The organism is Pedobacter psychrodurus (assembly GCF_004331735.1).
Taxonomy (GTDB): Bacteria; Bacteroidota; Bacteroidia; order Sphingobacteriales; family Sphingobacteriaceae; genus Pedobacter; species Pedobacter psychrodurus.
In genome coordinates this window covers 300378-313254 of record NZ_SJSO01000007.1, presented here as the reverse complement: position 1 = coordinate 313254, position 12877 = coordinate 300378, and the positions used below count along the sequence as shown (strand labels likewise).

The following is a 12877-nucleotide window of genomic DNA, read 5'->3' as shown; positions in this document are numbered from 1 at the left end:
GTTCTTTGTGCCTTTGTGGTTAAAAAAACTCATCTTTGCGCAAAATGCAGGTTGTTCTATCGCTGTTTCGGGTAAAACCGGGAGAGAGGAAAGTCCGGGCAACGCAGGGCATCTCGCTTTCTAACGGAAAGGGGTTCAGGAATGAAAACCTGAATTACGGATTAGTGCAACAGAAAATATACCGCCCCGATTTATCGGAGTAAGGGTGAAAACGTGCGGTAAGAGCGCACGAGCATTACAGGCGACTGTAGTGGTTTGTAAACCCCGAGAGTTGAAAGACCAAATAGGCTAACGTCCCGACTTTACGTCGGGATAAAGGGCTGCCCGTCCGATGTTAGTGGGTAGGTCGTTAGAGATAAACGGCAACGTTTATAGTGGATAAATGATAGAAATCCTGAGCAATCAGGAAACAGAACCCGGCTTATAGACCTGCATTTTTTTATTCACTTAATAAGATACTCTTGGTTTCGCCAAGTTTAAGCACTTCCTCTTCACCCAAAATAGGGAACTTCAGATCAAGGCTTTTTAATTTATCTTCAATAATTTCACTTATTGCCAGCCGTGCAAACCATTTTTTATCGGCAGGTATGATGTGCCAAGGCGATTCTGCTGTACTAGTTTCGTTAATCGCATCCTGATAGGCATCCATATACTTATCCCACAATGCCCTTTCTTTAATATCGCCGGAAGAGAATTTCCAATTTTTAGTAGGATCATCTATACGTTCTAAAAAGCGTTGTTTTTGTTCATCCCTGCTCACGTTTAAAAAGAATTTCAAAATTACAGTCCCGTTAGCCGTTAAATGTTCCTCAAAGTTTTTAATGCTCTTATAACGCTGCTGCCAAAAGTTTTTATTGATCTTTTTTACATCATTAAAGCCTGGGATATTTTCACTTAAAATATATTCGGGATGTACCTTACAAACCAAAACGTTTTCATAATGCGATCGGTTGTGAATACCTATCCTGCCACGTTCTGGCAAAGCTTTATAATGTCTCCACAAAAAATCATGCTCATATTCTTCTGATGTTGGCACTTTAAAACTATACACCTGGCATCCCTGCGGATTTAGTCCGCTCATTACATGTTCAATCGCACTATCTTTCCCAGCAGCATCCATGGCCTGAAAAATAATCAGAACAGAATGTTTTCCAGATGCATATAATTTCTCCTGCAAATGATCTAGCTCTATTTTCGAATTCACCAATGCATCTTTAGCTTTTTCTTTATTATAACCGCCAGTAAAATCTGTTTTATGGTCTTTTATAGAAAATTTCTTATCTCCTTGTACAATTAATCCTTTAAATTCGTTTTTCATAATCATGTGTTGTTTTAGATAAATCGATGCATCAATAATTTAAATATAGAACTAAAAAATAAGTAAATTAAATACGTTAATTTGCATATAGAGTTTTTTATATTTAACGCCACAGCTTTTACCTAAAGATCATCTTATCCAATATGTTTAAAGAGATAAAAAACAAGTACTTACGTTATCCTACAATAGTTTTATTTTTTATAATAATTTTCTTTTCTGCCCTTCAATTAAACTTTTTGTGGCTATTTGGCTACTCACCAAGTGTTCGAGATATTAAAGCGCCTACCCTCCGTGTAGGTTCAGAACTTTACACTGCTGATGGAAAACTGATTGGCAGATACTTTAAAGAAAACAGAACGCCTGTAAATTATAATGAAATTGCGCCTAGTATAGTGCAGGCTTTGGTCGCTACCGAAGATGTGCGTTTTTACAAACATTGGGGCATCGATGTACAAGCAGTTGGCCGTGCGGTTGTTGGTTTAGGAAAAGATGGCGGAGCCAGTACCATTACACAGCAATTGGCAAAAAATCTGTACCGAACACGGTACAATAAATCGCAGGGATTATTGATCAAAATACCTTTGGTAAGAACCTTAATTGTAAAATTAAAGGAATGGATGACTGCTGTAAAGTTAGAATCTAACTATTCTAAAAATGATATTATCACCATGTACCTCAATACCGTTTCTTTCGGTAATAATACCTTTGGAATAAAAACGGCAAGCCGGATTTACTTTGATAAGGAAGCAAAAGATTTAGCCACTACAGATGCAGCTATGCTGGTGGGTATGTTAAAAGGCACAACATTATATAATCCAACTAAAAATCCTGCAAAGGCTTTAGAAAGAAGAAACGTGGTGCTTGCGCAGATGAACAAATACAAGTACCTCAGTAAAGATAGTTTAACCGAATTATCAAAGGAACCGATTAAACTAAAAGAAGGTAAAATGCAGGATGGCAGCGATGGCGACTCTTACTTAAGGGCAGCTGTAGCAAAAAACTTGGAGAAATGGTGTACAGATAATGGTTACGACCTTTATGAGGATGGCTTAAAAATTTACACTACTATCGATTCTAAACTTCAAAAATATGCTGAAGAAGCAGTTGCGGATCAGATGAGGATTTTGCAACGCAGGTTTTATAGTGTGTGGGGCAACGAAGATCCTTGGTATGACTCAGAAAAGCAAAAGGTTGATTATCCCGAAAGAGCGATGAAAAACTTGCCAATTTATGCGCTTTTACAAAAGAAATTCCCTAACAATCCAGATTCTGTTAATGCCTATTTTAATAAAAAGAAGCGGATGCAGATCTTTACTTACAAAGGCGATCGCGATACCTCATTCTCTACTTTAGATTCGATCCGCTATTATGGAAAAATCATGAATACGGGGATGATGACTATGGAACCTGCAAGTGGTAAAATTAAAGTTTGGGTTGGTGGTATCGACCATAAGTTTTTCAAATACGATCACGTTAATCAATCTAAACGTCAGGCGGGCTCTACTTTTAAACCATTTGCTTATTTAACGGCCTTAGAACAAGGCATGAGCCCTTGTGATAAATTTACTGATAAACCGGTTAAAATTGCTTATCAGGATAAAGGTAAAACTAAATATTGGGAGCCAAAAAATGCCGATTACAGCGTTACGTACCGAGAAATGAGTTTAAGGTGGGCGATGGCAAAATCGGTGAATACCATTACTGCTCAGGTAACTGAAAAGGTGGGTTGGGATAATGTAGTAAAATATGCACACGAATGCGGCATCGATAGCCATTTAGAATCTGTTCCATCGGTAAGTTTGGGTTCAAACGATGTTACGGTTTACGAAATGGTAAAAGCCTACGCTACCTTTATGAATAAAGGAATCAAAACTGATCCCATTTTAGTAGAGAAAATTACCGATCAGGATAACAATTTAATTGATGAGTTTAAACCTAAAACAAAAAGGGTTTTAACAGAAGAAATTGCCTGGTTAATGACCTACATGTTCCGTGGTGGTATGGAGGAACCAGAAGGTACATCGCAAGCATTATGGGAATGGCCCGATCTGTTTAGAAAAAATAATCAAATTGGCGGTAAAACAGGTACTTCTTCTGATTATGTAGATGCCTGGTACATGGGTTTAACCAAAGATCTGGTAACTGGTGTTTGGGTGGGATGTGATGAAAGAACAGCACACTTTAAAAACGGCGAACAAGGAGAAGGCTCTAGAACGGCGCTACCAATTTTCGCTAAGTTTATGGAGAAAGTATACCTCGATCCAAGTTCAGGTTATACTTATGGTCCGTTTCCTAAAGCAAAGGTTGATATTACCAGAACCTACAACTGCCCTAGCCCACGGATTATTAGAGATACGACATCAACTGACAGTTTAGCGGTAGATTCTACAGATTTTACCGTTCCCGAAACACCAGAAACGGTTATCCCTGTAACAGTTGAACCTGAAGTAAAAAAAGAAGAAAAGAAAGCTGAACCTGTTCAAACTCCTCCAGCTGCTACTGTTCCCTTAACCAGAAAGGAAGAAAGAGAACTGAAAAAAAAACAACGTCAGGAAGAAAAAGAAAAGAAAAAGAACGAGAATAATCAACCTTAGTTTTATTGCGGCAAATAAACCAGATAAATCATCCATCTGCGTTTGTTGGTAGAAAAACTTTTAAAAAGTGTTAAAATTTTAATACTGTTTTAAACAATTGCTATTTTTATTTTCCAAATCTCTTACAATTTCATTTTCGTAAATTATTGAACTTCATTACTAAAACCACACATATGAAAATAGGCTCTACTTTATTAAGGCGATATTCTTTTTTATTGCTCCTGCTTATTCTTTCTTTTTCTGTTAAGGCCCAATATTTCGGACAAAACAAGGTAAGGTATAAAAAACTCGAGTTTAAAGTTTTGCAAACTCCTCATTTCGAGATTTACTATTACATCAAAAACGAGAAACTTTTAAAACGTTTTTCGCAAGATGCTGAAACCTGGTACAAAATGCATCAGGAAGTTTTTAGAGATACTTTTTTAAAGAAAAACCCTATTATTCTATACAATAATCATCCTGATTTCCAGCAAACAACAGTACTTAACGGAGAAATTGGAATTGGTACCGGCGGGGTTACAGAGGCATTAAAAAATAGGGTGATTATGCCTGTTATGGAACTAAATAGCCAAACAAGGCACGTTTTAGGACACGAGCTTGTCCATGCTTTTCAATACCACCTTCTGCTCGAAAAAGATTCGATTAGCTTAGAAAATGTTGGCCAAACACCATTATGGATGGTTGAAGGCATGGCCGAATACTTGTCAATCGGGAAAAAGGACGCATTTACTTCCATGTGGATGCGCGATGCCATGTTAAACCGTGATATCCCTTCATTAAAAGATTTAACCAACTCTAACAAATATTTTCCATATCGTTATGGTCAGGCATTTTGGACTTACATTGGTTCTCAATATGGCGATACCACTATTGTTCCATTATTTAAGAATACCGCCAAATATGGTTACGAAAATGCCATTAGGTATACTTTTGGATACGATGACAAAACATTATCGGGTTTATGGAAAAATTCTATTGATGCGCATTATAAACCAATGTTAAAAGCAGATAGTTCGCAAATCAAAATTACGGGTACAAAAATCATCGACAACAAAAACGCAGGTAATATGAACGTTGCCCCTGCCCTTAGTCCAGACGGAAAATATTTAGCCTTCATGTCTGAAAAAGACCTTTTTGGTATTGATTTATTTCTCGCAGATGCCAAAACAGGGAGAATTATCAGGAAGCTAAGCAGTCAGATCTCCAATGGCCACATTGATGATTTCAACTTTATAGAGTCAGCCGGGGCATGGTCGCCGGATAGTAAACAATTTGCCTTTAGTATCTTCAGTCATGGCAAAAACCAGATGATGATTATCAATGTTTCAAACGGAACTACGGTTTCTCAAACAGCAATGGATCAGGTGCAGCAGTTTGGTAATTTAACCTGGTCGCCAAATGGAAAAGATGTAGCTTTTTCGGGCATGGTTGAAGGACAGAGCGACATTTTCTCTTATAATTTAGATACTAAAACGGTTACTCAAATTACTAACGATGTGTATTCTGATTATGCACCTAGTTACTCGCCTGATGGCAAAAAATTGGTGTTTTCATCAGATAGAGCAGCCATTCAAGCCAATGTAATTAATGCAGTATTGCCTATAAACCTGGCTGTTTACGATATTGCTTCTAAAACAGTGAGCAATTTAGATGTTTTTCCAGGAGCGAATAACTTAAATGCACAGTTCTCTTCAAATAGTCAAAATATCTATTTCCTATCGAACAGAGATGGATTTAGAAATTTATACAAATACAATTTCGCAGATAATACTGTTGATCAGTTAACTGATTATTTTACAGGAATTAGTGGGATTACCGAATTTTCACCTGCAATTTCCGTTTCTACAACTGATGAAATTGTGTATAGCTATTACCGCTACCAGCGTTACACCTTGTATAATGCTAAATTAAGCAGTTTTAAAGCGAAACGCATTGGCAATCAGGAAGAAAATTTTGATGCCGCTATCCTTCCCCCAATGGAAAACATTGGTGTAAACATCATCAATTCTAATTTAAATAATTTTGATCGTTTCGAAAAAACCATAGCCGATTCGATGAAAACTGTTCCTTACAAACCAAAATTCAGGTTAGATTATTTAGCTAATAGTGGTGTTGGCGTGTCTACCAGCCGTTTCGGAACCGGTGTTTCAGGTGGTATTGTTGGGATGTTCAGTGATATTTTGGGTACCAACCAAATCATTGCAAACCTATCCGTAAATGGCGAAATTTATGACTTTGGCGGATTAGTTGGTTATATCAATCAGAAAAGCAGGATCAATTGGGGTGCCGCCATTTCACATATTCCTTATGTATCAGGGTTTAGGTCCTATGGATACGAAAATATCCCTACAGGTGATAACCAAACTGTTAATGCCCTAGCAGATAGGACAGATATTATTAGAACATTCGAAGATCAGATCCAGGTTTTTGGGGCTTATCCATTTAGTAAAATACATAGATTCGAATTGGGGGGTGCATTCTCGCATTATAGTTATAGAGTTGATCGGTATAGCAATTATTACAATTCGGCTGGTTACTACATTGGTCAAGACAAAAAGAGAATTTCTAACGACGTAGCTTCTCAAGATTATGGAATTCCTTTTAATGCCTTTACACTATATCAATTAAATGCTGGCTTTGTTGGTGATAATTCTATTTTTGGTCTTACTGGTCCACTTGATGGTTTTAGATACCGCGTAAGTGGGGAAAAATATTTTGGCACCTATAATTTTGCTGGTGTAACGGCCGATCTTCGTAAATATTGGAGAGCTAAGCCTGTAACTTTTGCCGTTAGAAGTTACAATACTTTAAGAATTGGTAAAGATGCAGATAGACTTTATCCAATGTATTTGGGTTATCCTTATTTAATTAGAGGTTACGAATCAAACTCAATTTACAAAAGCACCTCAGCCCAATCGTCAGAATCTTTCGACATTAACCAGTTAACAGGAAGTAAAATAGCAGTTTTCAATTTCGAAGTCCGTTTACCTTTTACGGGGCCTAAAAAATTAGCGGCTATACCTTCTAAATTTTTATTCTCTGACCTGAATTTATTCTTTGATGCGGGATTGGCCTGGACAAACGATACCAAGGTAAAGTTTAAAAGTGAACCGACCTATACGACAGAATCTGTATTAAATAGTAACGGCGAACCAGCTAAAGATGAAAAAGGAAATCTTGTTACTTATCAAGCAACAACAGAACGTGTACCGGCAATGAGTGTTGGTATATCGGTACGGGTAAACGTTTTTGGCTATTTTGTATTAGAACCTTACTATGCAATTCCTTTCCAGAGGAAAGATGTTAAAACTGGAGTATTCGGTTTAACATTTGCGCCAGGGTGGTAAAATAATGAGAGAATGATTGAATGAGAGAATGACTAAATAGATAAACAAATAATAAATTAATGATTGCTTGAATGATTGGATACCGATGGTCCTTATCATTCAAGCATTTTTTATAGGTATATATTTATTCATCATTATTTCTAATCAATTCTACAAATTATTAAATCTTAAAAATTGATTAGGATAAACTTGTAAATGATAGTTTAACCTGATTGCTTATATTCCGATGTAAAAGAATATTTTCGAAATCGAGGCCTATAGTTAAATCAATCCAATCTGGATTACAAGATCTTACCAAACGTTCTTTCTGCATGCGTGTAAACCGGCTAATTGATTTAAAACGCAACAAAGCCTGTGCTTCTGTTTTAAACTCTTCAAAGTAAACCAAGCGGGTTAATTGCTGTCCATTATCAAAAAACAAGTTTGGCATCTGTTTGTAGAAATCCAGTGTCTTCATTAAATCAGAGCTCATGCCCACATGCATACTTGTGCGATTTCTGTCGGTAACGATATAAACAAACTTTTTCATGATCTTATGTTTAAAAATTAAAACTAAACTATTTAGTATACGCTCTTGCAATTCAAAATAATATTACTAACTTTATGAGCATAAAATTACTAACTATTTTAGTAATTCCAAATTTATTTTAAAATTTATTTTTATGTCAAATATTTCAAATAATTTAAAGTACCTCAGGAAGAAAAAAGGCCATACACAGCAAAATTTCGCTGATATTATGGAAATCAAGAGATCGCTCATCGGGGCTTACGAGGAAGACCGGGCGGAACCTAAATATGATTTGCTAAAAAAAATAGCCGAATACTTTGATCTTACCATCGATGAATTCATCAATGAGAAAATATCTGACAGCTGGAAACCGAAGCCAAAAAGCCAGGGATCTAACCTAAGGGTACTCAGCATTTCTGTTGATCAGAACGACCGAGAAAATATCGAATTGGTTCCGGTTAAAGCCAGTGCTGGTTATTTGAACGGGTTTTCAGATCCTCAATATATTAGCGACCTACCGAAATTTCAACTTCCTTTAGCTGCATTAAGACAAGGTACATTTAGGGCTTTCGAAATTATGGGTGATAGTATGTTACCTGTTCAACCAGGGAGTGTGATTATTGGTGAGTATCTCGATAACTGGAATGAAGTAAAAACTGGCGAAACCTACATCGTGATTAGTAAAAATGAAGGTGTAGTATATAAAAGAGCGGGTAATCGTTTTAGAGAGAACAAAGATTTAAAGCTGGTATCAGATAATAAGGTATACGATGCTTATACAATTGCTGCCGACGACATCCTGGAAATCTGGAGAGCCAAAGCATATATTTCTACCTCATTACCTGAACCTGCACCAGACCCTACAATGGAAACCCTGACACAGATGATGGCACAAATGCAGAAGTCAATCTCTCAATTAAATAAAAATTAACACTTTTTAACAACAGCCGATTAAACCGTTTGCCTTTTTATGTATCTATTGATTAACAAACACATAAAAAAACATAACATGAAAAAGGCAATTTTAACAATAGCAATTGCAGTAATGGGATTAACCGCTGCATTTGCTCAAGACACTACAAAGAGAGCAAGACGGGCAATGCCTAAAATGACTGCTGAGCAAAGAGCAGAAAAGGCAACCACTAGATTAGAGAAACAGCTAAGCTTAACCGCTGATCAAAAAACCAAAATTTACGCCATTGAGTTGGAAAACGCAAAGAAAATGGAGGCTTGGAGATCTGCTGATCAAGGCGATATGAAAGGTAAAATGAAAGAGCGTAAAGCAGCTATTGATGAGCAAAAAGCTAAAATAGATGGTATTCTAACTGCTGAACAAAAAACTAAAATGGATGCTTTCCGTGCCGAAGCCAAAGAAAAGGGAGATAAAATGAGAAAAGGAATGGGTGGCAGAGGCAAAAAAGATAAAGCACCTGTAGTTTCTAATCCTCCTGCACAAGGATAAATAGTACAAATAGTAATTAATTATATTTTTAAAAGCGTTCCGATTATTCGGGACGCTTTTTTTACTTTTGACCGATGAGCAAAATTGAACATTTTCTTAATGATAAACTTCAGGAACGAAAAGATAACCTTTCGATCAGGAATTTATCGACGAACATCCCTCCTTTTGATTTTTGTTCTAATGATTATTTAGGTTTTGCCAGATCTGGTGAATTAAAAAATTTAATCGACAATATACTAGCAACACTGCCCAATTACCTGAACGGGGCTGGTGGTTCGCGACTGTTAAGCGGGAATACCGCATTTACGGAAGAAACCGAACAGTTTATTGCCGATTTTCATCTGGCTGAAAGCGGATTAATCTTTAACTCTGGTTATGATGCCAATGTAGGGCTACTATCAAGCATACCACAGCGTGGCGATACGATTATCACTGACGAATTGATTCATGCGAGTATTATAGATGGCTGTAGATTAAGTCATGCTACACGTTATAAATTTCGTCATAACGATATAAACGATCTTGAAACCAAACTGAAACTTTCAAAGGGAAACATATTTGTAGTAGTAGAAAGCGTTTATTCTATGGATGGAGATATTGCACCATTAATAGAGGTATCTAACCTTTGCGAGCGTTACCAGGCCAACCTGATTGTAGATGAAGCTCATGCTACAGGAGTTTTTGGTGCGAACGGCAGCGGATTGATTAACCAGCTTAACCTAACCAACAAGGTATTTGCACGAATTGTAACCTTTGGAAAAGCCTTGGGTGTACATGGAGCCATTATTTTAGGAAGTAAAAACTTACGCCACTACCTCATTAATTTTGCACGATCGTTCATTTACACCACAGCTGCTCCCATTCATAGTATAGTTGCAGTTAGATCGGCATACCAGCACTTAAATAATATTGATCATCAGCTGATTCATCAAAAAATTGCATTGTTTAGAAATATGTTAAAAGAGCAAAACATTAATGCACTTGATAGCGAAAGTGCTATTCAGGGTATTTTATTTTCATCAAATGAAGCGACTAAACTGGCAGCTACAGCATTGCAAAGCAAAGGTTTCGATGTACGGGCAATATTAGGCCCAACAGTAGCTTTGGGCAAAGAAAGGCTCAGAATCTGTCTTCACAACTTTAATACCGACGAGGAAATTATTTCGTTGGTTAATCATCTTAAAGAATTAAATTAAATGGCTAAATATTTTATCACAGGAATTGGAACGGGTATCGGAAAAACATTAATCAGTGCCATTTTAACCGAAAAACTAAAAGCAGATTATTGGAAACCAATCCAATCGGGAGATTTAGATACCAGCGATAGCATATCCATAGATAGTTTAATAAGCAATACCCAAACGGTTATCCACCCAGAAAGCTATAGGCTAACGCAGCCCCTATCACCGCATTTATCAGCCAAGTTAGATGGAATTGAGATTGAACTTAACAAAATCAACATTCCTTTAACTGATAACAATTTGATTATTGAAGGAGCTGGCGGTTTAATGGTACCTTTAAACGAAAACGAGCTGATTATCGACCTGATTAAAAAATTAGATGTAGAAGTAATATTGGTATCACAAAATTATTTAGGTAGCATTAACCATACGCTTTTATCAATTAATCTGCTTAAACAATACGAAATTCCGATTAAAGGCATCATTTTTAATGGCGATGAAAATACGGAAACCGAAAGATATATTCTTCAGTATACCAAAATAAAAAAGCTAGGTAGTGTACCCAGCTTAAAAAATATAGATAGAGAAAAAGTACTGATTGCAAGCCAGAACCTTTTTATTTAATAAATCCCAAAAGCTAGTAATAGCTTATTTTTCTGGAAAGCAATTGTTGTACTTCTTTTAATGTTTCGTCCTGTTTTCTGCTTGCCCCGATTTTATATCGGGACCGCGTCAACAAGGTTTAGAGATGTAGAGTTTCTGCAACTATTAATGGTTAAATAACATGGCACTAAATCGCAAGAAGTCAAGTTTTTAAACTTGACTTCTTTTTAAATCATATTATTTCTCGGTTAAATAACTGCTTTTTTTAAGAAAATCTGCCCAAACCTGGTATCCAGCAGGAATAAGATGCAGGCCATCTTTGGTAAGCTCTGCCCTTAAATGTTTGTCCTGATCGGTAAAATTTGGATACAGGTCGATAACGGTTACATTTTTAGCAGCAAACTTTCTGATTTCATCGTTCAACCACAAAATATGCTCGTCTTTACCATAATGGTTTTTAAACTTTTCGAAAGCAGCATTCACAGGCAGAAGTGTATTGAAATAAATCTTTGTTTTCTTCGATCCTGTTCTGATTCTGGCGATCATTGTTTTATAATTTCTTAAGATCACGCTGTCTGGAATATTCCTGGAGATATCATTTATACCAATCAAAATAAAAACCTTTGCTGGTTTACCATCAATTACATCTTGCAAACGTTCTAAAACACCAAAAGTTATATCACCAGAGATCCCCCTATTTTTTGCCTTTGGAAGATCCAAAAGTTTAGCCCAATCCGTTCCGGCAGTAATGCTGTTACCTAAAAAAACAATATCCTTTTTTGATTTTGAATCGGCTTTAAACTTAGCCACCAGCTCAACATATTTCCCCGGACGATAGGTACTGTCCCATTTTACCACCTGAGCCGTAGCTGCTGTAAAACTCAGGGCAAAGACAACTGCGGTTATTAATAGCTTATTTAAAAGTGCTTTCATTTTCAATTTTTATAAAGCCGAAAATACTACTTTGCCTGAACTAAAATATCCGGATAATCAGAAATAATTCCATCTACATTTAAGGCTTTTAATTTCTGAATATCAGCTAAGGTATTAGCAGTCCAGGGAATGATTTTTACGCCATCGGCATGTGCTTTTTTAATCAGTTCTTCGTTTACCATTTGCCACAGCGGACTTAAAATAAAGGGTTTAAAACCTAAATCTGCAATATTTTCTTCGTAAGATTTTTTATTTGCGACCAGGAATGATGTTTTTACGTCAGGATATTTTTCGTGAATAAGTTGAATTGTTCTTTTATCAAAAGACTGGATAACCACATAAGGCATGATTTTTTTCTTTTTGATAACATCCATCAGTAATTCGACAAAAACTGCAGGTTCAGGATTGGTTATGCCATCCCCTTTTGCATCGCACTTTGTTTCAATGTTATAAAAAAATTGTTTTGTTTTATTCTTTTTTATGTCTTTTTGAACGGCATCTATCAAATCGCTCATCAAGGGAATATTTGTTTTAACTTTTTGCTGATTTGGAAAACCAGCCAATGGTTTTGTGCCTAAGTCGAATTGTTTTAAATCCTTATATTCCATTTGAAAAATCGGATATCTTTTTGCATCAGTTGATGGAATTTCCTTTCCTTCAGGCGTAAGCATAAAACCCGGACTTAAATAATCATCATGGGTCACCACAACCTGACCATCCTTAGTAATGTGCGTATCCATTTCAAGGGTTGTAATGCCATCAATTTTCATCGCATTTTGCATTGCCAGGATGGTATTTTCCGGCCATAAGCCTCTCCCACCACGATGTGCTTCTGCACTAAATTTTGGAAATTCAGCAACTTGTGCAGTCGCTTGAAGAGTAATGACACTCATACAAATCACAACTAAGGATTTCGAAATTTTCATAATGT

10 protein-coding genes and 1 other RNA gene are annotated in these 12877 nt (G+C 36.4%); 7 read left to right on the top strand and 4 right to left on the bottom strand.

Annotated features, from left to right (window positions below):
• Positions 1–43: 43 nt before the first annotated feature.
• An RNA gene (gene rnpB / locus EZ456_RS11335) (RNase P RNA component class A) lies at positions 44–440 on the top strand.
• Here rnpB and EZ456_RS11330 read toward each other — a convergent pair.
• On the bottom strand, positions 440–1318 hold the full coding sequence (locus EZ456_RS11330; RefSeq protein ID WP_131530188.1) for a polyphosphate kinase 2 family protein: 879 nt from the start codon (positions 1316–1318) through the stop codon (positions 440–442). The two genes, rnpB and EZ456_RS11330, sit on opposite strands and share 1 nt — an antisense overlap.
• Before the next feature lie 143 nt (positions 1319–1461).
• On the opposite strand from EZ456_RS11330, the gene EZ456_RS11325 reads away from it, so the two are divergent.
• On the top strand, positions 1462–3912 hold the full coding sequence (locus tag EZ456_RS11325; RefSeq protein WP_131530186.1) for a transglycosylase domain-containing protein: 2451 nt from the start codon (positions 1462–1464) through the stop codon (positions 3910–3912).
• A 173-nt stretch (positions 3913–4085) separates the two neighbouring features.
• Complete coding sequence (locus EZ456_RS11320; RefSeq protein ID WP_131530184.1) at positions 4086–7259, top strand: peptidase MA family metallohydrolase; 3174 nt, start codon at positions 4086–4088, stop codon at positions 7257–7259.
• A gap of 178 nt (positions 7260–7437) precedes the next feature.
• Here EZ456_RS11320 and EZ456_RS11315 read toward each other — a convergent pair whose 3' ends face one another.
• On the bottom strand, positions 7438–7788 hold the full coding sequence (locus EZ456_RS11315) for a GIY-YIG nuclease family protein (RefSeq protein ID WP_029275228.1): 351 nt from the start codon (positions 7786–7788) through the stop codon (positions 7438–7440).
• Positions 7789–7921: 133 nt separating this feature from the next.
• On the opposite strand from EZ456_RS11315, the gene EZ456_RS11310 reads away from it, so the two are divergent.
• The 4 genes from EZ456_RS11310 (at position 7922) to bioD (ending at position 11034) form a co-directional block, all read left to right on the top strand.
• Positions 7922–8698 carry an XRE family transcriptional regulator gene (locus tag EZ456_RS11310; protein ID WP_131530182.1) on the top strand — a complete coding sequence of 259 codons (777 nt, stop codon included), beginning with the start codon at positions 7922–7924 and terminating at the stop codon, positions 8696–8698.
• Positions 8699–8776: 78 nt separating this feature from the next.
• Positions 8777–9229 (top strand): hypothetical protein, encoded by a 453-nt coding sequence (locus tag EZ456_RS11305; RefSeq protein ID WP_131530180.1) that lies wholly within the window; start codon positions 8777–8779, stop codon positions 9227–9229.
• Between the two features lie 74 nt (positions 9230–9303).
• Entirely contained in the window at positions 9304–10425 is a 1122-nt protein-coding gene (locus EZ456_RS11300) for an aminotransferase class I/II-fold pyridoxal phosphate-dependent enzyme (protein WP_131530178.1), read from the top strand.
• On the top strand, positions 10426–11034 hold the full coding sequence (bioD, locus tag EZ456_RS11295; protein ID WP_131530176.1) for a dethiobiotin synthase: 609 nt from the start codon (positions 10426–10428) through the stop codon (positions 11032–11034).
• 216 nt (positions 11035–11250) lie between these two features.
• On the opposite strand, the gene EZ456_RS11290 is transcribed toward bioD, so the two are convergent.
• Both EZ456_RS11290 and EZ456_RS11285 read right to left on the bottom strand, forming a co-directional pair.
• On the bottom strand, positions 11251–11946 hold the full coding sequence (locus tag EZ456_RS11290) for a GDSL-type esterase/lipase family protein (RefSeq protein WP_131530174.1): 696 nt from the start codon (positions 11944–11946) through the stop codon (positions 11251–11253).
• Between the two features lie 26 nt (positions 11947–11972).
• The gene (locus EZ456_RS11285; RefSeq protein ID WP_131530172.1) at positions 11973–12872 is read right to left on the bottom strand and encodes a glycerophosphodiester phosphodiesterase family protein; all 900 of its coding nucleotides are present in this window, start codon (positions 12870–12872) and stop codon (positions 11973–11975) included.
• Positions 12873–12877 lie beyond the last annotated feature (5 nt).

What these genes read in the sequence shown, in the direction of transcription:
- bioD (WP_131530176.1), top strand. Translation starts at nt 10,426, where the DNA reads ATGGCTAAATATTTTATCACAGGAATTGGAACGGGTATCGGAAAAACA.
- EZ456_RS11325 (WP_131530186.1), top strand. Translation starts at nt 1,462, where the DNA reads ATGTTTAAAGAGATAAAAAACAAGTACTTACGTTATCCTACAATAGTT.
- EZ456_RS11300 (WP_131530178.1), top strand. Translation starts at nt 9,304, where the DNA reads ATGAGCAAAATTGAACATTTTCTTAATGATAAACTTCAGGAACGAAAA.
- EZ456_RS11315 (WP_029275228.1), bottom strand. Translation starts at nt 7,788, where the DNA reads ATGAAAAAGTTTGTTTATATCGTTACCGACAGAAATCGCACAAGTATG.
- EZ456_RS11320 (WP_131530184.1), top strand. Translation starts at nt 4,086, where the DNA reads ATGAAAATAGGCTCTACTTTATTAAGGCGATATTCTTTTTTATTGCTC.
- EZ456_RS11285 (WP_131530172.1), bottom strand. Translation starts at nt 12,872, where the DNA reads ATGAAAATTTCGAAATCCTTAGTTGTGATTTGTATGAGTGTCATTACT.
- EZ456_RS11310 (WP_131530182.1), top strand. Translation starts at nt 7,922, where the DNA reads ATGTCAAATATTTCAAATAATTTAAAGTACCTCAGGAAGAAAAAAGGC.
- EZ456_RS11290 (WP_131530174.1), bottom strand. Translation starts at nt 11,946, where the DNA reads ATGAAAGCACTTTTAAATAAGCTATTAATAACCGCAGTTGTCTTTGCC.
- EZ456_RS11330 (WP_131530188.1), bottom strand. Translation starts at nt 1,318, where the DNA reads ATGAAAAACGAATTTAAAGGATTAATTGTACAAGGAGATAAGAAATTT.
- EZ456_RS11305 (WP_131530180.1), top strand. Translation starts at nt 8,777, where the DNA reads ATGAAAAAGGCAATTTTAACAATAGCAATTGCAGTAATGGGATTAACC.